We start from the raw sequence: 22,631 nt of genomic DNA on the forward strand, positions 1-22,631 counted from the left end.
GGTACGCACCGAGAACGATCTGTCGGTGCGTAGAATGGTTCGGTTTAGGAGGGTCGAACGACCGGGGACGGTATCGGGAAACCCCCTTGTTAATTACAAACAATTTTCAACAGTTTGTCAATATATTAAACGATTAGCGGTGGCGGTTGACAGAGTAAGGAAAGGTGTTAAGAATCAACAAATAAGGTGATGATATGCGGCCCGGGAAAGATGCTTGTATTGGTCGCGACCCTGTCGGCGGCGATGGTAACGGCGTCGGTCGCACAGCAAGTCGTTGACCGAACGGTCGCGACGGTAACTAGCGGATCGCGCACCGAACTGATCACGTATTCCGACGTCGTCTGGCAACTCGCTCTGGAGCCGGGCGTTCAGCTCGAATCGCCGCGGTCGGAGGACCTCAATCGTGCACTGCAAACCCTTATAGATCAGCGGCTTTTCGCTATCGAGGCCGAGCGGCTGCCGCGTGCCGCACCGACAGAAAAGGAGATCACCGCCGAGATCGGGCGGCTGATCAGCTTTTTTCCGTCCGCGGCCGCATTTGAGGCAAGGCTGAAAATGGCCGGATTTGAATCCGTGCAGGACGCAGCCTTCGCGAGGCTGATCTCAAAACGGCTGGCGATAGAAAAGTACATTGATTTTAGGTTTCGCAGCTTTGTGGTCGTCTCGGCAGATGAGGTGACGCGCTACTATCGTGACATCTTCGTTCCGGATTTCAGACGCCGCTTTCCGGGCCTGCTGATGCCGACGCTCGACGAAAAACGAGAAGAAATACGCGAAAGACTTGAGAATGAGAAGATCGGCGCGTCGATCGGAAGGTTTCTCGACGAAGCCAAGCGACGCACGGCGATCGAGGTGCTGTTCGAGGTTTGACCAACGGGACGTCAAGGATGTTGAAGTTTGCTCTTCTAACAGCGATCTTGAGCTCGGTCACGTCCATGTTGTTTGTGGCGTCGCCGTCCGATGCGGTCAGTGCAACGGCGGATCACATGATAAGCGGCCCGGTCATCTCCACGGCGGAAGCGGTCGGAATAAGCGAGGCAGTATCAGTAATTGCAGGGCGGAACCGTCCGGTAAAAAGGCGTATCTCGCCGGGCAAGATCTCTGTTAGAACGGTCGGGCGCGACGGTGACACGACATTTGCAAACATGTCGGGAAGGAACGATATTGATGCCTCGCGCGCGCGATCCTCGCTCGTGCCAATGCCGACACCTTCAGTGTCGTTCGACGGCCTCGCAAACTATGACAACATCACCGCCTACAACGCGGTGATCATTCCGCCTGATACGATTGGCGACGTGGGTCCGAACCATTACGTGCAGGCGATCAATGCCCTGGTTCGTATATTCGACAAGAATGGCAATGCCATGGCGCCGCCCTTTCGGATGAGCCAGTTGTTCGCTCCGCTCGGCACTGTGTGCTCGGCCCGTGATGATGGCGAACCTATCGTAGTTTATGATCCGCTGGCTGACCGATGGATCCTGAGTCAATACTGCAATGCCTTCCCACCGTTCAGGCAGATGATCGCCGTATCGCAGACAGGTGATCCGATGGGGGCCTATTTCGTTTACGAATTCGTAATGCCAAACATTAGGCTGAACGATTTTGCAAAGTTTGGTGTGTGGCCGGGTGGATATTACATGTCAACTGAGGAGTTTACCGGTGCGGATTTCTCAGGGCAGGGAATGTTTGCCTTTGACCGTACGAAGATGCTAACCGGTGATCCTACGGCATCGTACATTTACTTCAGCCGAAGCTCGCCGGCGGCAACGAGGCGAGGCAATTTGTTGCCGTCTGACCTTGACGGCCTGAGGCCGCCGCCGGACAGTGCAGCGAATGTGTTTGTTGGCTATAGAGCGACCGAATATGGTGACGCTCAGGACGCGTTACTGGTGTTTGATTTCCATGCGGATTTTGTAGATCCTGCACGCTCAACATTTACCGAACGGCCGGAGAGTCCGCTCGCGGTCGCGCCATTTGACCCGACGAGTCCGGACGGGCGTGAGGATATTGCCCAGCCGCCGCCGGGGGCGATGCTCGATTCGAACAGCGACCGGCTAGGTTATCGAGCTGCATATCGCAACCTTGGCAGCACCGAATCCATCGTTGTGAATCAAACGGTCCGCCTATCACAAGTGCCGTATCGAGCAGGTATTCGTCTCTACGAGCTAAAGCGGAACGGAGCGACATTCACCGTCACCGAGCAAGCGACGATCGGCGAGGCTCAGTCGTCACGCTGGATAGGCAGCGCGGCGCAGGACGGGCAAGGAAACCTCGCGCTTGGCTATAACCATGTGGCGGACGACCGCCAGCCATCGCTGCTCTACACCGGCCGCTTGGCGAGTGAGCCCGCGGGAACATTTCGCGACGAAGGGACGCTTGTAACTGGCACGGGCGTTCAGCGGATCCAAAGTGTGGGCCGATGGGGCGACTACAGTGCGATGTCGGTCGATCCGGTTGACGACTGCACCTTTTGGATGACGGGCGAATATTACACCTTAGAGAGTCAGCAGTTTCACGAGATGACCTGGCTGACGCGGATCGGGCGATTCAAGTTCCCGGAATGCACGCCGGCCCCGCGCGCAGTGATAACGGGCTCGGTTACGAGCGCCGCGGGCGGTCAGCCACTCGACGGAGCGATAGTGTCAGCAGCGGCGTATTCACGACGAAGCGGAACGAATGGCAGCTACGGAGAGCTCGCGGTGCTGCCCGGCACTTATTCGGTGACGGCGAGCAAAAGAGGCTTTCGCTCGCAGAACGTATTGTTGACTCTCAGCAACGGACAGACGGCCACGCAGAATTTCGCGCTCGAACCTGTTCCCGTGATCGACAGTACGGGTGTCACTCTGACAGCCGAGAGTTGCGCGATCAACGGCGTTCCCGATCCGGGCGAAACGGTAACCGTTGCAGTCAGCTTGCGAAACACGGGCACGGTTCCGACTCAGAACCTTGCTGCGACGCTTCTTGCCGGCGGCGGCGTGACAGGTCCGGGCCCGCAGCAGAATTATGGAGCGATGCCGGTCAATGGGATCTCCGTCTCGCGGCCATTCACGTTTACGGTCGATCCGACAATGCTGTGCGGGAGTAAGGTGACGATGACATTTCACCTTCAGGACGGCGCAAGCGACCTCGGCAGTGCTTTTGTAGAACTGCAGACGGGAAAGCAGGAGATAGCATTCTCGCAGCAGTTTGACCGGACGCCGCTTGGCTTTCTGCCGCCGAGGTGGGCACGCTCGGAGTCGCATTCTAACCAATTCGAGCCGCCGGGTGAGCGCAATTGGCGTACGAGCAACGCAAGGTCAACATCGTCGGGGAAAGCGGCCTTCTCAAAAGACCTGCAGTTCGTGGGCGTGAATGAAATGGTCACACCGCAATTTCGTGTTCGCTCGTCGTCAGCTCGTGTGCGGTTTCAGAACTGGTATGATCTGGAGACAACTTTCCTCCGTAATCGCCGTTACGATGGTTCGATCCTTGAGATCAGGATCGGCGACGGGGCGTGGCAAAATATCACCTCGGCCGGCGGTATTTTCGAGTCCGGCGGCTATGATGGCCCGATCGATACCTGCTGCCAAAACCCGCTCGGCGGCGAGCCCGGCTGGTCGGGCCGCAGCGGCGTCAACCAAACATCAGAGTTCATTCTTTCGGTGGCCCGACTTCCGCCGTCGGCCGCCGGGCAACTCGTCCAGTTGAGGTGGCGCATCGGCACAGACATCGGAACATTTCGTGAGGGCCAGTACATCGATGACCTGGTCGTGACCGATGGATTCACCTGCGGCTGTCCCCAGTCGTGATGCCGATCTCACTTGATAACAAGCCGCTGCACTTCGACCACGTTCTGGAGGTCAGTGGGCAGAACGACTTGCGATTCCTCTTCGCCCTGATCGTTAAGGCTCGTATCAATGCGTAATTCGTCCGCGCGGATCCTGGCCAGCAGGCTACGGGGGCCGTAGAGGACAAAACTCGCCGTCCTTCCACTTTCACCGACATGTATGGAGAAGTAGCGTTCGATGCGGCGTTCGCCGATTCGTACAATCACATCGACTACGGTATTCAATACAACGACCCGCTGATTCGCGATGACCGGAACTCTCGACTCGGTGAATTCTGCCTTTCGCCCGGTAATGTCGATCTTGTCGGTCTTGACCATATCGAGAGAACCCATAACGCTCGCGGGGCCACGGACGGTGACGTTTGGCGGGATGACGGTCAGGCCATACAATTCAAATCCTGCCGGTAAGTTGCCGCGTGTTTCGGCCCGCACCTCAAGTTCTCTCTCCTCGACTGTCTCGAGGCTGACCACTATTCGGCTGGGCGCTACCACGGTCAGCTTTACGCCCTGCGGGAGCGGCACGTAAACGGATTCGGGCTCAAGCGATACTACGCGATCGCCCATGGGAGATTCGGTCAGATCGACGGTTGCGCTGAGTTCGCCGCGATTGATCTGTTCGATACGGCGTTTGTCGCCGCTGATCTCGATCTCGACCTCTTGTTGCGGACTGCTTGAGATCTGGGCATTGCTTGCCGTCGTCAGGTTCAGTGGCACTATGATCCGGCGTGTCGTCGGCGTGCTCAGGCCGGTGACGACGAACCAGAGGGCCAGCGTGATCCCAAGCGCGGTCAGCTTCAGGGCCCAATCCTCGAAGAATATCTTGCGGATGATGTGCTTTGCGAAGTACTTCGTGTTCACGGGCGAATCAGGCTATCTCGGTTGGCTCGGTCTTGTCGGCGAAGTGTTCCTGACGAGACTCGATCAACGGTATCTGCAGGGCCTTTAACAAGAGTTTGCGAAGTTGTGTTGCGTCGATGTTGCGGTGAACAACGCCCGCCTCGACATAAGTGATCAGGCCTGTTTCCTCTGATACGACGATCGAGATAGCATCTGAGCCTTCGGTAATGCCAATGGCCGCGCGATGACGTGTGCCGAGTTCTCGCGAAACCTCAGGATTCTTTGTGAGCGGCAGGAACACCGAGGCAGCTGCCAGGCGTTCGTTCTGGATCACAACGGCGCCGTCGTGCAGCGGCGTCGCCGGGTCAAATATCGTCACTAACAGGTCATAGCTTATTCGAGCATCGAGCTGGACACCGGCGTCGACGAAATTACGCAGCCCGACATTGCGTTCGATGACTATTAGTGCACCGGTCTTTTCTGAGGCGAGCGTGGTCACGGCAAGCACCATTTCGTCATAAACGCTCCCGCCAAACTGGCCGCGCTGCCGCTTCATTATCGGGAAGCGCAGCCTATTGGCAAAGAACATCAGTGCCTGTCGGATCTCGGATTGGAACAGGACTATTATCGCGATCCCGATAAAACCGACGGCGTACCGCAAAACGAATTCGAGGGTCGTCAATTCCTGAGTGGCGGCAAACCAATATAGCAGTGCCAGCAGCAGCAGTCCGATCACAGTCGGTACAGCACGGGTGCCGCGGAGCAGTTTAAGCACGACATAAACGATGACGAAAACGAGCGCAATATCAAGGATATTACGCAAGCCGCCAATCGCAGGAATTAGGTCTGAGAACTGCATCGCCCGGGCCGTCCGCTGTGCGTTCTAGAATAGCACAGCCGTCAGCCGGCGGATCCGTTTTTTGGACGAGAGGAGTAGTGAATAGATCAGGCCTCAAACGGTATCTCCGCGTTCTGCAGAACGCCGAGTTCGTTGCGTGAAACGCGTTCGAGGAGTTCTTGGTCGTCAAACATCTTGATGAGTCCGTTCACCGTTGCGTAACGCGGCTCGTCAGCTACGGTTACCGGCAGGTTAATGACTGAACGCATGTATTGATCGATACCATCGAGCAAAGCACCGCCGCCGGTCAGGATCACTCCGCGGTCATAAATGTCGGCGGCTACCTCCGGCCTAAGTTCGGTCAGCGTATCCTGGACGAGAAGCGCGATACGGCGGACAATAGCCTCGACGATCGGATATACCTCACCGGTCGTGATCTCAAGAGCGGCCGGGCTGCGCGTCTCAACATTTCGCCCGCGCACCTCCATCGATTTGCCGAGCTCTTCAGGGAGAAAAGTAGATGCGAAGGTCGTCTTCAGCATCTCGATGGTCTCTTCGCCGACCTGCAGGCCGCTGTGACGCCGCAGGTGCGTAGCCAGGCTCTCGTTGATCGCGTTCGACCCATAGCGTTCTGACGTCGAGTGGACGATGGTGCCCTTAGCGATGATCGCGATGCTGGTCGTCCCGGCTCCGATATCGACGATCGCAGATGCTCGCCTGTCGGTCGGCAGAACCCCGGCGCCGAATGCCGCCGCAAGGCCCTCTTCCATCATGAATACCTTGCCGATCCCCGCATCGTCGGCCGCATTGAGCAATGCCCGCTGCTCAACATGCGTCACGTCAGAGACCATCGACATCACGGCTTGGATCGCGATGTTAGAGCCGCCGGTCTTTGCCTTTTTTACAAAGTGGGCAAGCATTCGCTTTGTGCGTTCAAAATCCGCGACCACTCCGCCGATCAGCGGAGCCTTGACGACAACGTCGCGGCCCTCACGGCCCGCCATCTCCCGCTGCGTCTTGGCCAAAGGCAACGATCTCATCGCTCAATTCGTTGATAGCGACCAGCGACGGCTCGTCGAGTACGACACCACGGCCCTTGACCCCGATGAGCGTGCTCGCCGTTCCAAGGTCAATAGCCATGGAATCGGTCACCAGTTTCTTGAGCGACGAGATCTTCAGCATAAGGCCCGAGAATGATCAGTGATGGTTATCACGTCAGATTATATGCCCAATTCGATGCAGCTTCCAAGCTCTAAGTTACTGCCATCGAACCTCAAAAAGCTCGACCGGTTGGGTGCGGTTCTTGACGGTGATCGGCTCGCGGCGATCTAGAGGAAAAATGTTGCCCGCGGCCGAGGCACATTCTGAACTGATGAGTATCTGGCCGCCCTTTGCATTCGATTCGAGACGCGCGGCGAGATTGACCGTATCCCCGATGGCGGTGTATTCAGACCGCCGTTCCGAACCGATGTAGCCGATAGTGGCGACGCCCGTGTGCAGGCCAATACCGATGGATAACTGTGCAAATTCCTGTCCTCTAGGGCCCGAACGCATCTCAGCCAGCTTCTTTTGCATGGCGACAGCAGCGGTCAACGCGTTCCTTGCGTCATTCGGTGTTGGTTTCGGCGCTCCAAAGAGGGCCATTAGGCCGTCACCGATGTACTTGTCGAGTGTTCCGTCATTCTCAAAAATGATCTCGGACATGGCCGAAAAATATTGATTGAGAAGTCCGACGATCTGCTCCGGGTCGGCACGTTCCGATATGCCCGTAAACCCACGAATATCAGCAAACAGGACGGTGATGGTCTCATTCACGCCGCCTAACTGGAACGAATCCGGATTTTCCAGGAGCTGTTTGACGACGTATTCGGGCATGAACCGGCCGTAATTCGCCCTGGCAACCTCCTCGCGGGCGAGGCGCTGGTGGGCTTTTACCGTTTCGACGGTTACCGCGGTCTGAGCCGCGACGGCCGAGATCAACTCGAGGTGGTCCTGCCGGAAGGCCGCAAACGGATCGAGCCGGTCAGCATAGATCACGCCGTGAACGCCTGACTGCGTGATCAGCGGTGCGCATATCGTCGAGCGAACGCCCTGTGAGACTATAGATTCGGCTCCGCCGAACTGCTCGTCGGTCTTTGCGTCCTGAGAGAGCACGGCCACACGGTCGTTCATCACCTTGCGAGTGATGGTGCGGCTGACACCAAGCTTCTCGCTTAGCTTTGCGAAGCTGGCCTCGCGCGTTTTTGCCCCGATCTGATAAAGCGATGCGTGGAGGTCGTCTCTTCCCGCTCCAGTTTCCTCATTGGTCAAGAGCGCGATCACACGATCGGCCGGCGTGCCGCGAAAGATCAGGTCGGTTGCCCGCTCAAATATCTCCTCGAGGTCAAATACCGTTCCGAGCATCTTGCTCATCTCGAACAGCAGCTCAAGTATCTTGGCCTTGCGCCTGAGGTCCTTAACCTCTTCAGGCGTCACCGCTTCTGCCTCGAGTGACAAATTAGAGCGGCGGCCCATGAACTCATTCACCGAGAGTTGCACCTGCGTGTGCCCCATCGGCGCATCGTCAAAGGTCACGCTCGGTGCGGATGAATCTTCGGCTTGCTCCGCCGGCTTCGGCTCAGCCTCTGCGCTCGTATTGACCGAGCTGAATACAAGCTGGCTCTCACCGATCACGATCACATCGTCGTCATTCAGCATTGCCTCCAAATGCTGAGATCCGTTGACAAAAACATGATTGACGCTGCGGACCAACTGGCCATTTTCAATATTGCCATCAACAATGCGGAACGCTCCGGCCTCGCCAATGATGAAGGCGTGCTTTCGCGAGACGCGCCGGTCATTGAGCGTGATCACATTCTCGCGAGCACGGCCGATCGTGATTGTTTCGCCCGAGGGACACTCCGTTTCCCACGTGTGTCCGGTCGGGTCCGTAATGGTAAGTTTTGCGTTCAAAACAAGCGTAATTGTAAAACGTAAACGGCGAATGGCAAATCGCTGCCTGTCGCAATCGCAGACGGATACTACCTTTACACCGGTAGTGCTCTACACAAGGAATTGGGTTGCCCGTCAGCAAAATTTCTCCGAGGCCTGAGCCTTTTTGATGATACAGTACGCCTTATTTAGTGGATATTAGTGGACGAAAGTCATGAAAACCCATGTTTTCCGTCAGGAGCAATATGCGAGAAAGAGAATTCAGCAGACAGACGTTTGGGCAGGCCCTTTTGGCAGGCTGGCTTGTGATGGCGAGCATGGTTGCTTTTGTGCATCGAACGGCCGCCGTTGAGCCGATGGCCCCATCGGACATCACATCGACCTTTGAAACAAACACAGCGGAAGGCTGGCTTCCCCGGATCGGCCCTGAAATTGTGGCTCCGACGTCGGTCGATAAACATTCAGGGAACTTCAGCCTTCTGACGTCGGGCCGACAGCAGCCTTTCTACGGCTGCAAGATAAACGTAACCAGTCAGATGGCGACCGGGTCGCGTTATCAGATATCGGTCTGGGCAAAGCTCGCCCCGGGTTCGCCGGCAACAAGCCTGCGGATCAGCCTGGAGCGTACTCTGGGTGGGAACACTACGTATCATGGTGTTACCGGCAATGTGGCTGTTACCGATAGTGGCTGGGTCCAATTGTCATCGACCTACAATTACACCTTGGCTCATGACACGCTGTGGCTATATGTGGAATCCGATACAGGGACACCTTCTTTCTTCATAGACGACTTTGAGCTCCGATTCCTGCCGCCGCTTCAGATCCAGCAAGAGCTTCTGTCGCTCCGCCAATTCCTTGCCCCGATGAAGATGGGAGCGGCAATAGGGGCCGGTGCGATCGGCGGTGATGCTCATACGCAGTTGCTCACCAAGCATTTCAACAGCATCACCTCGGAAAACGACATGAAATGGGGCCCGATCCATCCGGCGGAGAATACTTACAACTACGGGCCGGCGGACGCTCAGGTGGCGTTTGCCGTAGCGAATGGGATGCAGGTGCGCGGCCACGCATTGGTCTGGCACGAGCAGAATCCGAACTGGCTCTTTCTCGACGGTAATGGGCAGCCCATGACACCTTCGCCGCAAAACAAGGCACTCCTGCTGGCTCGGCTAGATGCCCACATTCGTGCAGTGGTCGGACACTTTGGCAGCAATGTATATGCGTGGGATGTAGTAAATGAGGTGATCGATCCGGCGCAGCCGGACGGTCACCGAAGGAGCCAGTGGTTCAATATATGCGGGACGGAGTATATCGATAAGGCATTTCAGGTGGCACGTGAGGTCGCCCCGAAATCCAAACTCTTTATCAATGATTACGACACAACGAATCCGACCAAACGAGCGTTCCTGCTGAATCTCGTGCAGGACCTAAAGAATCGGGGGATACCGATTGACGGTGTTGGGCACCAGATGCACAGCAACATTGACGGACCGTCCGCCGCCTCGGTGACCAGCACGATCAATATGTTCGCTGCGATCCCCGGAATTGATAATCATGTGACCGAGCTCGACATCAGCGTCTATAACAACGGGACGCAGACCTACACATCGGTTCCTCGTGAAGTGCTCCGTCGTCAAGGGTTTCTCTATCGCGATTATTTCACCGCGTTTAGGCAGCTCAACGCACAGGGCAAGCTAAGTTCGGTCACGACCTGGGGCTTGGCTGATGACAATACGTGGCTCTCGAATTTCCCGATCCCACGCCTCGAAGCACCGCTTCTCTTTGACAACCTCTTGCAAGCCAAGTTTGCATACTGGGGAATCGTCGGGCCATCGCGTTTATTGGTGCCGTTCGACTACGACAATGACGGCAAGCCCGATTTCTCCGTATTCAGGCCGTCGAGTGGAGCGTGGTATCTGCAGAGATCGACTGCCGGTTTCCAAGGGCTTCAGTTCGGGGCGAATGGCGACAAGCTGACGCCTTCGGACTATGACGGTGACGGTAAGACGGATATTGCGATATATCGGCCATCAACGGGAATCTGGTACATCCTGAACAGCTCGAATGGGACCGTGTCGTATCCGGTGTTTGGCGTGGCTGAGGATCTTCCTGCTCCGGGTGATTATGACGGTGACGGAAAGGCAGATCTGACGGTGTTCAGACCGAGTCAGGGGACGTGGTATCGGACGAATTCGTCCAACGGCTCTACGTTTGGGATGCAGTTTGGGGCGAATGGCGATGTGCCGACAGTCGGTGACTTTGACGGTGACGGGAAGAACGACCTCGGCATATGGCGGCCCAGTAACGGGGATTGGTATAACATTCGCTCGTCGAATGGATCGGTGTTTGGCGAGAGGTTCGGCCAGACCGGCGACAAGATCGCACCGGCGGACTTTGATGGCGACGGCAAGACAGACATCTCTATCTATCGCCCGTCAACGGGGCTTTGGGTGATCCGAAACAGTGCGACGGCGACGTATTCGTATGATGTATTCGGAGCACCGGCTGATGTTCCCGTCGCAGGCGATTACGATGGCGACGGCAAGGCTGATATCGGCGTCTGGCGCCCATCGGACGGCACCTGGTACATCAAACGCAGCTCGAACGGCCAGTTCACCGTGTTCCCGTGGGGGCAGAATGGGGACAAGCCGACGCCGAGCGCTTACGGGAACTAGTTGAGTGTGTTCGTGCGGTGGTTTGGCCGCAGTTGACGCGGATAACGCAGATAAGACAGATAAATTCATATCTTCCTTATCCGCGTTATCTTTTTATCGGCGGCTAAGTTTTGTTCGGTGTGTTCGATCTTGCCCCGCCCTATCGTGAGCCCGAGGCTACGCGGCTTTCTCAATGCCGTAGCGAGAGAGTTTTAGGTAGAGGCCGCGGCGAGTGAGGCCGAGTTCGTTAGCAACGCGCGAGATGTTCCAATTGTGGCGCGCGAGCGATGCCCGGATGAGTTGCATCTCGAGTTCCGAAACAGCCTGCTCGAGCGTGCCGCCGGACGAGATGTTTGTGAATGGCGAATAAACGCCGTCGAATGACGCAATGGGCTTATCCTTTGAGCCCGTTTCGAATGGTGTCAACGGTCTTGCGCTGCGTTTTAGTTCTGGCGACAGATGGGCGGGCGTGATAACCTCGCCGTCCTCAGCCCGGGCGACGATCCTCTGGACCTCATTGCAAAGCTGCCGCACATTGCCCTCCCAATCGCAGACCATGAGCATATCGATCGTCTGCGGAGTAAACGTGACGTCGTGCTTATCGAAGCGTGACGAGTAGTGATTGATGTAATAATTCACAATAGGTGGGATCTCTGCCCTGCGTTCGCGCAAGGGCGGCACGCGCAGGCGAATGACGTTCAGTCGATAGTAAAGGTCCTCACGGAATGACCCGTGGGCGACCTTTTCCTCCAGCGGCATATTTGTTGCGGCAATGATGCGGACATCAACCTTGATCGGCCGCTTCTCACCTAGCGGCTGTATCTCGCCCTCCTGCAAAAATCTCAATAGCTTTGGCTGCACATCGAGAGGAAGATCGCCGACCTCATCGAGGAAGAGCGTCCCGCCATCGGCCGTTCGGATGGTGCCCGGCGAATCGTTGACGGCACCGGTAAAGGCACCCTTCTTGTAACCAAAGAGGTGGCCTTCGGCCAGTTCCTTTGGCACTGCCGTGCAGTTGAATGGCACGAATATCTTATCCTTACGATTCGAGAGCGTATGAATTGCCCGCGATACAAGCTCTTTTCCCGTTCCCGACTCGCCCGTGACCAATACCGTCACATCGGAGGACCGTATCTTATGCACCTCATCGACCAGAGCCGTCATGGCGGGCGAGGAGTGAATAAAGCCCGGCATCAGGCTGCTCGACGTGTGCGTGCTCGACTGCTCTTCGGTAGGTGTCGAGGGGCCGCGGCCGCGAAGCGCGATCACATCCATACCAAGGGCCACGACCCGAAGCAGCGGCTGCAGCGGCGTATCGTCGGCGAGCACGGCCCCCGATACCGGGCTGATCAACAGCACTGCCGTCGGTGAGGCCGAGCCGCGAAGATGCAGTACGGCGATATCCTTGCCGCGCGAGAATCCCTTTTCATCACCGCGCGAGATCGCGTCGTTGAGCTTGCCCACAAGCTCATTGCTTTCCTGCGGCGAGTAGCCGTGCGTAATGAATGGATGAAGGCGTTTCTGGTCGTTGGCCTGTGCAATTACGATGCGTTTTGCCTTGCTTTCCTGCTGGAGAACAGCTATCAGCTCTCGGAAAAGCAGTTCACGCGAGGCCGTTGCTTCGGCGAGGCGCACGGTCAGAAGCTGTGACACAACAGAATTGGAACGCCGTCCGGCCGTTTTCTGGCTAGGGGCCGTTTCCAGCTTCTCAAGTTCGCGGTTAACGTCCTCGGTCAGACGCTTGAGGCCGAGCTTCTTGAAAATATCATTCGCCGCTGCCAGATGCCGCTTGGCGCGAGCAGGATCAAGCTCCGAAAGATTCGCTCCCAGCAAGTGATTGAGCAAGCCCGCGTGATACAGGTCCTCGGCCGCTTCAAAGATCGTCAGGCCTCGGCTGAAATGATGGACAGCAAGCTCGGTATCGTTGTCTTCGAGGGCTGCCAGGCCACGGATGCGCTGTATATTTCCCAAGACGTAGAAGTCGGATGCGGCATCATCTTCTTCGATCAGTCTCAAAGCTTCTTCACATTCCTCAAGGCCGCCCTGACGCAGCCGGCTTTCGGCCAGGACGAGGCCGGCCATGTTAGCAAAGTGGCTGTCGCCGAGCTTTCGCGAGTATTTTATGGTCTCTTCAGCCTTGACTATTGCGCGGTTGTATTTACCTTCGCCGAGATAGCAGCGGGCGAGGTTTCGCATCGACTGGATCTCGTACCAAGCCCTCTTATCGCCTCGCGCGCGTTCAATCGCTCGTTCGATCAGCTTCTCGGCATCACCAAATTCGCCCCGCAGTATTTTCAGTTCGCCAAGCGAATCGAGGATACCGGCAGCATGTGAGTGCTGCTGTTCCTCGGCCAGGTCGAGGGCACGCGTGATGATCTCTTCGGCCTTTTGCCATTCGCCGATCAGCATCAGGTTAATACCAAGATTGTTGTAGGCGATGACAGTATTGAGAACGTGCTCAGTCTGGTCAAAGAAGCGGATCGATTTCTCAAGGCACTCTATGCCATCCTGCGGCCGACGGAGGAACCAATAGGCTCCCGACATGTCGGTATATAGTTTGCCGAGCATGAATGGTGCCAGATTGTTGCCGATGATCTTGATGCCGAGTTCGAAATACTCAAGGGACTTTTCGCTGTCGCCCTCCTGATGTAGGCTGTTTGCGATCTCACGATACGCCTCAGCCATTCCCAGCCAATCGCCGTTAGTGCGGAAATGGGCCAACGCCCGCTTGGCATGATCGCGGCAGATCGGGTACTCGCTGAGCTTGCGATAGACGCGGGCGAGCGCGATCTCGATCGAGCCTCGCAGCGGGGTGAGTTCCTCAGCTTCAGCTTTTTGCAGGATGTCCTTGAGAAGCGTGATCGCCTTTGGCTGGTCGCCCGCGTTGCTGAATGCGATCGCGAGCTGCGTAGCAACACGCGTCTGCGTCTCGTCCGAGAGCGGTTCCCGGTTCTTGTCGTCCTCGTACGGGCGGACCACCTCAAGAGCTTCTTTGTATCGGCCTGTCGTCTCGAGCGTGAATGAGAGCAGCCGTTTGAGATTCGCTAGGTTGGACGCTTCGTGGTCGTAGCCCTCAATTGTCCGGGTGAGGAGCTTTTCAGCCTCGCCGGAGAGCCCTTCGCGCAGCTTCTGGCCGACGCTCTTAAAGACCGCATCGACGGAGTCATGCGATATCGCGCGAGCAGCGGCTGACTGTCCGCTCCCGCTCGGTTCGCTGGTGGGTGCGTTCCTCTTCATTGTCGAATGACCAACAAAACAACCAATTAAGGCCGTCTTTCAGACGAGAACTACCAAAAATGAATACTAAGTAAACAGCGCAATTGGAATGTAGCAGAAACTTCGTTCGAAAGTCTATAATTTTCTTCATGCCCGGGTTTCCTGATATCGAGAACGGCGGCATTGATATTCTGCCTGAACGAAAGACCAGGCTCGAAAAGCCGAAGCTCTTCAAGGTGCTGCTGCATAACGACGATTTTACGACGATGGATTTTGTCGTTTTCGTCCTGCAATATGTCTTTAGCCGCAACGAGGCCGACGCCACCACCATAATGCTGAAGGTCCACAACGAAGGCCTCGGCATCGCCGGCATCTACCCCTACGAGATCGCAACCATGAAGTGCGACAAAGCGATCAACCTGGCGAAAGCAAGGGAATACCCACTGTTGTGTACGGTGGAGGAGGAATGATCGCATATTGGCCGATGTTAGGGTGTGTGATATGATTTGTGTGGCAACTTGCCACGTAGATATGTTGGGTGTAAAGAATAGATCAAGATCAAAGCCTAGCAGGCTGAATATTCGCCTTTCGTCGGATATTAAAGACAAGGTGATGCGCGCAGCAGCTATCCTCGGACAGGATCTTACAGAGTTTACCGTTAGCACGCTGGGCCAGCGTGCATCCGAGATCATTGAAAGTCACGAGCAGATCCTATTGTCAGAGAAAGAGTATGAGTTCTTTCTTAACTACATGGACAAACCGGCCCGAAAGCCATCGAGGTATTCGATGAAAGCTCTAGTCGAATACAAACGGCAGATTCGAAACGGCTAAACGTCCATGAACATCGTTTCGCTGACACGCGAGCATGATCGCAAGCATTTTGATTGTGGCGATGATTCAGTAACTACTTTTCTGCGTGAAGCGGCTCTGCATGACCAAAAGCTGCTCCTTAGTCGAACAAGCGTATTGATCGATGAACAAGCTGATCCGACCAGAATTATCGGTTTCCATACCCTGCTTGTCTCGACTGTAGGTCAGGAAACGATCCCGGACGACAGGCCCCGAATAAAGCGAAGAATACCGGTGATCCTTCTTGGGCAGTTAGGTGTCGATCTGGGATTCCAAGGCATGAACTACGGTAACCTATTATTGACCGACGTTGAATTTAGGGTAGCTGATATTTCAAAACATGTAGGGATCAGATGTCTTGCCCTGGATGCCCGGAATGAGCGGCTTGCAAAATGGTATGAGAAGCGAGGTTTTGTCAGATATCCCGATTCGTTGCGAATGTTCAAGAACGTTCAGGACATCACGCGTTTCGTCTCGTCCGGTTGAGGTCAAAACACCTACGATGTGCTAACCTGTACTTCGAAACATATGCGGAGGCCATCGCCCATTATTATTGATATCATTGGGACCGATTCGGCTTAGGCCGAGCGTTGGCGAGTTTGCCTGACAAGTCCCAAGCCGAGAGAAAGGCTTGGGGCTTTTTGATTTTGTAGTAAGAACCACCTGCGGTAGCGGGTTGTTGAACGTTGAGTATGACGGAACCATTGGACCTGAAAAAGACTGTTAATCTGCCTAGGACGGATTTTTCCCAAAAGGCGAATCTCGGGCAGATGGAGCCTGCACGCTCGAAGAAGTGGCAGGAAATAGGCTTGTATGAAAAGGTGTTGGAAGCGCGCAAAGGGCGCGAGAAATTCATCCTCCACGACGGCCCGCCGTATGCTAACGCGGATATTCACATCGGTACGGCGCTGAACAAGATACTCAAGGACTTCGTCGTCAAAACACGTTCGATGATGGGCTACGACGCGCCGTATGTGCCGGGCTACGACTGTCATGGCCTGCCGATCGAGACCATCGTCGAGAAAAAGCTTGCCGATAAGGGCAAGAACAAGAATGACATCCCCGTTGCCTCATTCCGCCGCATATGTCGCGAGCATGCTTCGACGGCGATGAACAACCAGACGCGTGACTTTCAGCGGTTGGGAATTCTGGGCGAGTGGCAAGATCCGTATCTAACGATGTCGCCGGAGTACGAATCCTCGACCGCGCGGCTTTTCGGCCGTTTCCTCGAACGTGGCTTTATTTACAAGGGCCAGCGGCCTGTCTATTGGTGTACTTACGACCAGACGGCCCTTGCGGAGGCTGAGGTCGAGTATAAGGAGCACACTTCGCCGTCGGTTTACGTCAAATTTCCGCTCAAGACCAATCCGACCGAGATCGACCCGGCCCTGGCGGGGCGGAATGTCTTCCTCGTCATCTGGACGACCACGCCGTGGACGCTGCCCGCGAATCTTGGCATCGCCGTGCATCCGGATTTTGATTATTCGGCCGTCGAGACGGGCGGCGAGGTTTACATTGTCGCGAGTGAGCTTGCCGGGGCCTTTGGCGAAATCTGCGAGGTTGGGTCGGTCAGAGAACTCGCTCGCTTCAAGGGCGCAAAGCTCGACCGAATGGAAGCGAAACATGCATGGCTCGACCGCCCGTCGCTCATCATGAACGGTGAGCACGTCACGCTTGGCGAGGCCGATGCTGAGGTCGAGTTGGACGTTCGATTCGAGGATAAATCCGCGAAGAAGAGCGGCACAGGCTGCGTTCACACAGCTCCGGGCCACGGCGGCGACGATTTTCATATTGCTAAGAAATACGGTCTCGATATCTACAATCCTGTAGATGACGCCGGGCGGTTTATCGATGAAGTTGAACATTTCGGCGGTATGGATATCTTTGAGGCAAACCCCAGGATAGTCGAGTTTTTGCGCGAGAACGGAATGCTGCTGCATTCCGAGAGATACGCCCATCGCTATCCGCATTGTTGGCGCTGTAAGAATCCCGTGATCTTTCGTGCTACGCCGCAGTGGTTTATTTCGATGGACGAAGCTGTTGACGGTCGTAGCTTACGCGAACGCGCGTGCGATGAGATCGCTGAGGTCAAATGGCATCCGGCGTGGGGCCAGGGCCGCATGGCGAATATGTTCAAGGGCCGTCCTGACTGGTGCGTGTCGCGTCAGCGTTTCTGGGGAGTGCCGATCCCGGTTTTCTATTGTCAGGGCTGCGAAGACGCGGTTGCCGATTCCAGGATCGTTGATCACGTCGCCGACATCTTTGCCAAAGAGACCGCCGATGCGTGGTATGCGAGACCCGAGTCCGAATTGCTGCCCGCTGGCTACAAATGCGCAAAATGCGGCGGCAGTGAATTTCGCAAAGAGACCGATATTCTCGACGTCTGGTTCGATTCGGGCTCATCATGCGTAGCCGTGCTGGAAACACGCGGCGATACGCTGCGGTTTCCCGCCGATGTATATCTCGAGGGCGGCGACCAGTATCGCGGCTGGTTCAATTCCAGCCTTAGCTGCGGCATCGCCGCACACGACACGGCACCCTACAAACAGATCATTACCCACGGCTGGGTCGTTGACGGCGAGGGCAAGAAGCAATCCAAATCGCTCGGCAATGTCACCGCTCCGCAGGAGATCATCGACAGATCAGGCGCCGACGTGCTTCGCCTGTGGGCAGCGGCGGTCGATTACACCGAGGACGTTCGCTGCTCAGACGAGATCCTTCAGCGTGTCGTTGATGCGTATCGCAAGATGCGGAATACGCTGCGTTACGCGTTGGGGAATCTCGACGGTTTCGATCCCGGAACGGACAGTGTTCCGGCCGAGAAGCTAGAAGAGATCGACCGATGGGCTTTGGCTGAACTTGACGTTGTGACCGCGAAGGTGCTGGATGGTTACGAGAGCTACGATTTTCAGGCCGCATACACGGCCCTCTACAATTTTTGCGGCATCACGCTGTCGGCTCGCTATTTTGACATCATCAAGGACCGGCTCTACATCCTGGCACCCAAGAGCCAGGCAAGGCGTTCGGCGCAAACCGCGCTCTACACAATTGGCGATTCGCTCATCCGATTGATGGCTCCGCTGCTCGCCTATACCGCAGACGAGGCGTGGGAAAACATGCCGGGCCGTCAAGAGGCGTCGGTACATATCGCGGAGTTCCCGCGTCGGAATGCTGAAGACACGCAGGCTGGCGGCCTGCGTTTCCGGTGGGAACGCATCTTCACGATCCGCGACGAAGTGCTCAAGGCTCTCGAAACCGCCCGCAACGACAAACGGATCGGTTCGTCGCTCGAGGCAAAGGTCCTTCTCACGACTGACGCCGAGACTACACGCTTCCTGCTCGACTATTACGAGCAATTGCGATACATCTTTATTGTCTCGCAGGTCGAGGTTCGTGAGGGAGACAAATTGACCGTCGAGATCAGAAAGGCCGACGGCGAAAAATGCGAGCGTTGTTGGAACTATTCGACGCGCGTCGGCGAATTCGAACGCTTCCCGACCGTTTGCGAGCGGTGCAACGACGCGTTGATCGAGATCGTCGAGTAGAGACCGACTAAGGAGGCCCTTATGCTTATCAAAATGACGCAGGCGGCGGTGCTATTGTCCTTGTTCACTGCCGGCGCGATGGCACAGAGTGTCTATACGCCGGCTCGGGGCTCGGCAGTACGCAAAGCGATACTGGACGCGCTTCGAGTCCCTGTTGAGCGCGAACTAAACCAGAAGATCATTTTCGCGACCGAATACTTCAATGTTTCCGGCAAATGGGCATTTGTTGGCGGCGATCCCCAATCGCCTGCCGGCGGCCGTCCAAACTACCGTCACACGCCGTATCAGGAGGCGATCAACGCGGATATGTTCGACAATAACTTCTTTGCGGTGTTGAAGAAGACCGGAACACGCTGGACGGTCGTTCACTACGCTATCGGATGCACAGATGTCTGCTACGTCGATTGGTGGCGGCGATACAAGGCACCAAAGAGCATCTTCCCTTATACTGAATGACATAACGCAACCGGCGATACAGCACGAGCGTAAGGCAGTGTGATCTGAGACATCGCCAATCGGAGTTATTGCAAATGAAGTACCTTATTCTGATCATCGCAACGGTTGTTGTGTTTGGCTCGGCCGTATTCGCCCAAAACAGCGAGAAAGATGCCGTGCTCGTCCCGCTCCAGAATTATCTCAAGGCCCACGCAACCGGCGACGGTGAGTATTATCGCAAGGCCTTTCATACCGACGGCAATCTGATATTCATCCGCGATGGCAAGTACACGACGCGTTCGTTCGCCGACTTTATCGCCGGTGCGAGCGGCAAACCGGCGGCAGACGAGGCAAAACGCAAACGCCGGATCGAATCGGTCCACGTCGTCGGCAACGCCGCGATGGCCGTGATCGTACTCGACTATCCGACCGTCAAATTCACCGACTACATGACGCTGCTCAAAATCAACGGCGAGTGGAAGATCGTAAATAAATCTTTCTTTGCGGAACCGAAACCATCTCTTGAGATCAAGAAGAATCCGTGACCAGACGCGACATCATCTGGAAGCTCGCCTATCTCGGCATCGCCGGAGGCGTCTACATGATCGACCAGGTTACGAAGGCCTGGGCGGCCCGCGAACTGCGTCTCGGCGGTGATCGCTCCCTGATCGACGGCTTGCTAAATCTGGCATATGCGACGAATACGGGCATCGCGTTCTCAATGTTTGATGAGGGGGGCGACACCGGCCGGTGGGGCCTGTCGGCCGTGGCATTCATAGCCGGCGTGCTGGTGCTGTATTTCTTTTGGCGAACGCCGCGAACGGACGATCGTGTCTTGGGTTCGTTGGCCCTTTTGCTTGCCGGTATCGCCGGCAACGTAACCGACCGTCTGCGGTTCGGTTATGTAATAGATTTTATTGACGTCCAGTTCGGCGCCTGGCACTATCCGACCTTTAACGTCGCCGATGTGGCGATCTGCGTCGGAGCAGGATTGCTCATTCTGGATATGTTCCTGTCGAAAAAACAAAATACAAAAACCGAAAATCGAAAACCAGAGGTTCCGGCCTGAACGTTATGTCACGAACGTTTGAAGATGTCGACATTTGGCAACAAGCCCATGGATTTGTCCTTGAGGTTTATAGGATGACCGAGACCTTTCCGAAACACGAGCTTTTCTGTCTGACTTCTCAACTGCGGCGTGCCGCGATCTCAATACCCGCAAATTTCGCCGAGGGCTATCGGAAAACCAGTAAACGCGACAAAGTTCGCTTCTATAACACCTCATTAGCTTCATTAGAAGAATGCAGATATTATCTGCGACTATCGACGGATCTAGGTTACGCCGACACAAACCAACTTCGTGAACATCTGGAATTGATAAGTAAGATGCTCACGCGATATTCCGCTGCAATTCGAGCAGACTTTTGATTTTTGATTTTCGTATTTCGCGTAGCGACATGTATCCAGAACTATTCAGAATCGGCGACTTTCCTGTTACAACGTATGGCATCTGGCTGGCCGTCGGGATGCTGCTGGCCTTGTTCGCTGCGTCGCGCCTCGCTGCACGCGACGGACTTAAGCGTGACCACATCTATGACCTCGGCCTCTGGACGCTGATAGGCGGCCTCGTCGGTTCAAAGGTCCTGATGCTCCTTGTCGAGGACAATGTAAATGTCTTTTCGCTAGATTTTCTTCGTTCCGGCGGCGTATTTTATGGTGGGCTGATCGGCGGTTTTCTAGCCGTCGTGGTTGTTGTCAGATTCTATAAACTGCCGTTTTGGAAAACTGCCGACGCATTTGCCCCTGCGGTAGCCCTTGGCCAGGCGTTCGGCCGCCAAGGCTGTTTTGCCGCAGGCTGCTGTTGGGGCAAGCCGACAGACGCTGCGTGGGGCGTGCATTTTACAGAGCTAGGTAATCAATACACGGGCGTCCCGATCTATGGCCCTGACCATTCGGCGCTCTATCTGCACCCGACGCAGTTGATCGAATCGTTCACAATGCTTGCCGTGTTTGCCGGACTCGTCCTATTGCACAAGCGCAAACGGTTTGACGGCCAGGTATTGATCGGCTACGGCATTGTCTATTCGATATTTCGCTTCTCTATCGAATTCATCCGCGACGACCCGCGCGGCGACCTGCTTGGCCTGACGACGCTTACCGGACTGTCAACATCACAGATCGTGAGCCTGATCGTCGCTGCTGTATCGGTTGTTTTCATGATCTGGCGCCTGCGGGTAGAAACACGAGCGGTAGCGAGTGTGCCCGACGCGTAAGGTTCTTCGTTGGGAGCACACTCCCTACCGGTCGTGTTTCCGCCTATGTCCGGCACCGATTCGCAAATCCTTCATCCTTCATCTCTCGAAGCCGGTTCGCGTCTCGACGCCTTTCTCGCCGAGCACATAGATACCTGGTCGCGTTCGCGGCTGCAGAGGCTGATCGAGGACGAAGACGTTCTCGTCAACGGGCGTCCCGTCAAATCGTCCTACAAGGTCCGCGAAGGCGATGAGATCGAGGTGGAACTTACAGAGATTCCTCCTGCCCAATTCGAGCCTGAGGACATTTCGCTCGATATTGTTTACGAGGACGAATGTCTCGCCGTTATCAATAAGCCCGCCGGAATGGTCGTCCACCCCGGCGCGGGCGTGCCAAACGGGACGCTCGCGAATGCGATAGCTTGGCATTTCAAGTCAGAACCGCCTGCGTCAGCGGGCGGCCAGTTCGTTTCGTCGGATACAACGAAAACGGAACCCAACTGGCCGCCCGCAGACGCAGGCGGTTCTGACAGGATCGGCATCGTCCATAGGCTGGACAAGGATACGTCGGGTCTCATCGTCGTTGCCAAAGACGAACAAACCGCCGAGGAGTTATCACGCGAGTTCCACGACCGCGAGGTGGAGAAATCCTATGTCGCTCTTGTCCACGGCGTGATCGAAGAAAACTCCGGCACCATCGACCGCCCGATCGCTCGTGACCGCCACAACCGCACAAAAATGACCGTCGCCGCTAATGGCCGCAACGCGTTGACGCTGTGGCGTGTCCGGCAGCGTTTCGAAAAGTTCACTCTCCTCGACATCGACATCAAGACCGGCCGCACGCACCAGATCCGCGTCCATCTCGCCTCGATCAATCACCCCGTCGTCGGTGACGCCACCTACAACGCCGGCCGCGACGCTCATATAGCCGACAACAACCTCAAAAAAGCCGTCGAACACCTTGGCCGCTTCTTCCTGCACGCGCAGCGGCTCGCCTTTACGCATCCAAAGACGGGCGAGCGGATGGAATTTACGCAAGAACTGCCTGAGGCTTTAAAAGAACTCCTCGGCCTCTTAGGGTAGCGTCTTAGTTTTATTCGTACATTCGTGGCTAATTTTCTGGCAGGCATGACCAGCCACGGATGCACGAATTAAGACACTACCTCCTCTTAGAAAAATATTGACTTCTTGTGCACGAATGTGCTATGCTTGCAACACTTAGCACTTCCGTGTATGACAAATTCCATT

The 22,631-nt window shown here is 55.9% G+C and carries 19 protein-coding genes; 13 read left to right on the forward strand and 6 right to left on the reverse strand.

Features of this window, described 5'->3' with window-relative positions; all coding sequences use genetic code 11:
- Positions 1 to 186: 186 nt before the first annotated feature.
- Together IPM59_04920 and IPM59_04925 are read left to right on the forward strand one after the other, a co-directional pair.
- Positions 187 to 870 (forward strand): hypothetical protein, encoded by a 684-nt coding sequence (locus tag IPM59_04920; GenBank protein MBK9214929.1) that lies wholly within the window; start codon positions 187 to 189, stop codon positions 868 to 870.
- 17 nt (positions 871 to 887) lie between these two features.
- Entirely contained in the window at positions 888 to 3,788 is a 2,901-nt protein-coding gene (locus IPM59_04925; protein ID MBK9214930.1) for a carboxypeptidase regulatory-like domain-containing protein, read from the forward strand.
- Between the two features lie 8 nt (positions 3,789 to 3,796).
- Here the strand turns inward: IPM59_04925 and IPM59_04930 are convergent, their stop codons facing one another.
- From IPM59_04930 to IPM59_04950, 5 genes are all read right to left on the reverse strand, one after another.
- Complete coding sequence (locus IPM59_04930; GenBank protein MBK9214931.1) at positions 3,797 to 4,684, reverse strand: hypothetical protein; 888 nt, start codon at positions 4,682 to 4,684, stop codon at positions 3,797 to 3,799.
- A 7-nt stretch (positions 4,685 to 4,691) separates the two neighbouring features.
- Positions 4,692 to 5,522: a TIGR00159 family protein gene (locus IPM59_04935; GenBank protein MBK9214932.1), complete on the reverse strand. Its 831-nt coding sequence runs from the start codon at positions 5,520 to 5,522 to the stop codon at positions 4,692 to 4,694.
- An 86-nt stretch (positions 5,523 to 5,608) separates the two neighbouring features.
- Positions 5,609 to 6,541 carry a rod shape-determining protein gene (locus tag IPM59_04940; protein ID MBK9214933.1) on the reverse strand — a complete coding sequence of 311 codons (933 nt, stop codon included), beginning with the start codon at positions 6,539 to 6,541 and terminating at the stop codon, positions 5,609 to 5,611.
- Positions 6,492 to 6,683 (reverse strand): rod shape-determining protein, encoded by a 192-nt coding sequence (locus tag IPM59_04945; GenBank protein ID MBK9214934.1) that lies wholly within the window; start codon positions 6,681 to 6,683, stop codon positions 6,492 to 6,494. The genes IPM59_04940 and IPM59_04945 overlap by 50 nt, the downstream gene beginning before the upstream one ends.
- Positions 6,684 to 6,758: 75 nt before the next feature.
- Positions 6,759 to 8,453, reverse strand: coding sequence for a GAF domain-containing protein (locus tag IPM59_04950; protein ID MBK9214935.1), 1,695 nt, complete (start codon positions 8,451 to 8,453; stop codon positions 6,759 to 6,761).
- 224 nt (positions 8,454 to 8,677) lie between these two features.
- Here IPM59_04950 and IPM59_04955 point away from each other — a divergent pair, with 224 nt between their 5' ends.
- Positions 8,678 to 11,107, forward strand: coding sequence for an endo-1,4-beta-xylanase (locus IPM59_04955; protein ID MBK9214936.1), 2,430 nt, complete (start codon positions 8,678 to 8,680; stop codon positions 11,105 to 11,107).
- Positions 11,108 to 11,263: 156 nt separating this feature from the next.
- Here IPM59_04955 and IPM59_04960 read toward each other — a convergent pair whose 3' ends face one another.
- The gene (locus IPM59_04960; protein MBK9214937.1) at positions 11,264 to 14,323 is read right to left on the reverse strand and encodes a sigma 54-interacting transcriptional regulator; all 3,060 of its coding nucleotides are present in this window, start codon (positions 14,321 to 14,323) and stop codon (positions 11,264 to 11,266) included.
- Positions 14,324 to 14,451: 128 nt separating this feature from the next.
- Here IPM59_04960 and IPM59_04965 point away from each other — a divergent pair, with 128 nt between their 5' ends.
- From IPM59_04965 to IPM59_05010, 10 genes are all read left to right on the forward strand, one after another.
- Positions 14,452 to 14,772: an ATP-dependent Clp protease adaptor ClpS gene (locus tag IPM59_04965; GenBank protein MBK9214938.1), complete on the forward strand. Its 321-nt coding sequence runs from the start codon at positions 14,452 to 14,454 to the stop codon at positions 14,770 to 14,772.
- Positions 14,773 to 14,911: 139 nt separating this feature from the next.
- A complete protein-coding gene (locus IPM59_04970) occupies positions 14,912 to 15,133 on the forward strand; it encodes a DUF1778 domain-containing protein (protein ID MBK9214939.1) in 222 nt (73 codons plus the stop codon).
- Between the two features lie 6 nt (positions 15,134 to 15,139).
- Positions 15,140 to 15,637 (forward strand): GNAT family N-acetyltransferase, encoded by a 498-nt coding sequence (locus tag IPM59_04975; GenBank protein ID MBK9214940.1) that lies wholly within the window; start codon positions 15,140 to 15,142, stop codon positions 15,635 to 15,637.
- A 206-nt stretch (positions 15,638 to 15,843) separates the two neighbouring features.
- Positions 15,844 to 18,696: an isoleucine--tRNA ligase gene (ileS, locus tag IPM59_04980; protein ID MBK9214941.1), complete on the forward strand. Its 2,853-nt coding sequence runs from the start codon at positions 15,844 to 15,846 to the stop codon at positions 18,694 to 18,696.
- Positions 18,697 to 18,717: 21 nt separating this feature from the next.
- Complete coding sequence (locus IPM59_04985) at positions 18,718 to 19,152, forward strand: hypothetical protein (protein MBK9214942.1); 435 nt, start codon at positions 18,718 to 18,720, stop codon at positions 19,150 to 19,152.
- A gap of 74 nt (positions 19,153 to 19,226) precedes the next feature.
- Positions 19,227 to 19,676: a nuclear transport factor 2 family protein gene (locus IPM59_04990; GenBank protein ID MBK9214943.1), complete on the forward strand. Its 450-nt coding sequence runs from the start codon at positions 19,227 to 19,229 to the stop codon at positions 19,674 to 19,676.
- Positions 19,673 to 20,200: a signal peptidase II gene (gene lspA, locus IPM59_04995; GenBank protein MBK9214944.1), complete on the forward strand. Its 528-nt coding sequence runs from the start codon at positions 19,673 to 19,675 to the stop codon at positions 20,198 to 20,200. Before IPM59_04990 ends, lspA begins: the two co-directional genes overlap by 4 nt.
- Before the next feature lie 5 nt (positions 20,201 to 20,205).
- A complete protein-coding gene (locus tag IPM59_05000; protein MBK9214945.1) occupies positions 20,206 to 20,559 on the forward strand; it encodes a four helix bundle protein in 354 nt (117 codons plus the stop codon).
- 29 nt (positions 20,560 to 20,588) lie between these two features.
- Positions 20,589 to 21,404: a prolipoprotein diacylglyceryl transferase gene (lgt, locus tag IPM59_05005; GenBank protein MBK9214946.1), complete on the forward strand. Its 816-nt coding sequence runs from the start codon at positions 20,589 to 20,591 to the stop codon at positions 21,402 to 21,404.
- 45 nt (positions 21,405 to 21,449) lie between these two features.
- Positions 21,450 to 22,466 (forward strand): RluA family pseudouridine synthase, encoded by a 1,017-nt coding sequence (locus tag IPM59_05010; protein ID MBK9214947.1) that lies wholly within the window; start codon positions 21,450 to 21,452, stop codon positions 22,464 to 22,466.
- Positions 22,467 to 22,631 lie beyond the last annotated feature (165 nt).

Origin of the sequence: Chloracidobacterium sp. (genome assembly GCA_016715795.1) — a bacterium.
Taxonomy (GTDB): Bacteria; Acidobacteriota; Blastocatellia; order Pyrinomonadales; family Pyrinomonadaceae; genus OLB17.

What these genes read in the sequence shown, in the direction of transcription:
- ileS (MBK9214941.1), top strand. Translation starts at nt 15,844, where the DNA reads ATGACGGAACCATTGGACCTGAAAAAGACTGTTAATCTGCCTAGGACG.
- IPM59_04925 (MBK9214930.1), top strand. Translation starts at nt 888, where the DNA reads ATGTTGAAGTTTGCTCTTCTAACAGCGATCTTGAGCTCGGTCACGTCC.
- IPM59_04990 (MBK9214943.1), top strand. Translation starts at nt 19,227, where the DNA reads ATGAAGTACCTTATTCTGATCATCGCAACGGTTGTTGTGTTTGGCTCG.
- lgt (MBK9214946.1), top strand. Translation starts at nt 20,589, where the DNA reads ATGTATCCAGAACTATTCAGAATCGGCGACTTTCCTGTTACAACGTAT.
- IPM59_04985 (MBK9214942.1), top strand. Translation starts at nt 18,718, where the DNA reads ATGCTTATCAAAATGACGCAGGCGGCGGTGCTATTGTCCTTGTTCACT.
- IPM59_04945 (MBK9214934.1), bottom strand. Translation starts at nt 6,683, where the DNA reads ATGCTGAAGATCTCGTCGCTCAAGAAACTGGTGACCGATTCCATGGCT.
- IPM59_04935 (MBK9214932.1), bottom strand. Translation starts at nt 5,522, where the DNA reads ATGCAGTTCTCAGACCTAATTCCTGCGATTGGCGGCTTGCGTAATATC.
- IPM59_04955 (MBK9214936.1), top strand. Translation starts at nt 8,678, where the DNA reads ATGCGAGAAAGAGAATTCAGCAGACAGACGTTTGGGCAGGCCCTTTTG.
- IPM59_05000 (MBK9214945.1), top strand. Translation starts at nt 20,206, where the DNA reads ATGTCACGAACGTTTGAAGATGTCGACATTTGGCAACAAGCCCATGGA.
- IPM59_04940 (MBK9214933.1), bottom strand. Translation starts at nt 6,541, where the DNA reads ATGAGATCGTTGCCTTTGGCCAAGACGCAGCGGGAGATGGCGGGCCGT.
- IPM59_04960 (MBK9214937.1), bottom strand. Translation starts at nt 14,323, where the DNA reads ATGAAGAGGAACGCACCCACCAGCGAACCGAGCGGGAGCGGACAGTCA.
- IPM59_04975 (MBK9214940.1), top strand. Translation starts at nt 15,140, where the DNA reads ATGAACATCGTTTCGCTGACACGCGAGCATGATCGCAAGCATTTTGAT.
- IPM59_04965 (MBK9214938.1), top strand. Translation starts at nt 14,452, where the DNA reads ATGCCCGGGTTTCCTGATATCGAGAACGGCGGCATTGATATTCTGCCT.
- IPM59_05010 (MBK9214947.1), top strand. Translation starts at nt 21,450, where the DNA reads ATGTCCGGCACCGATTCGCAAATCCTTCATCCTTCATCTCTCGAAGCC.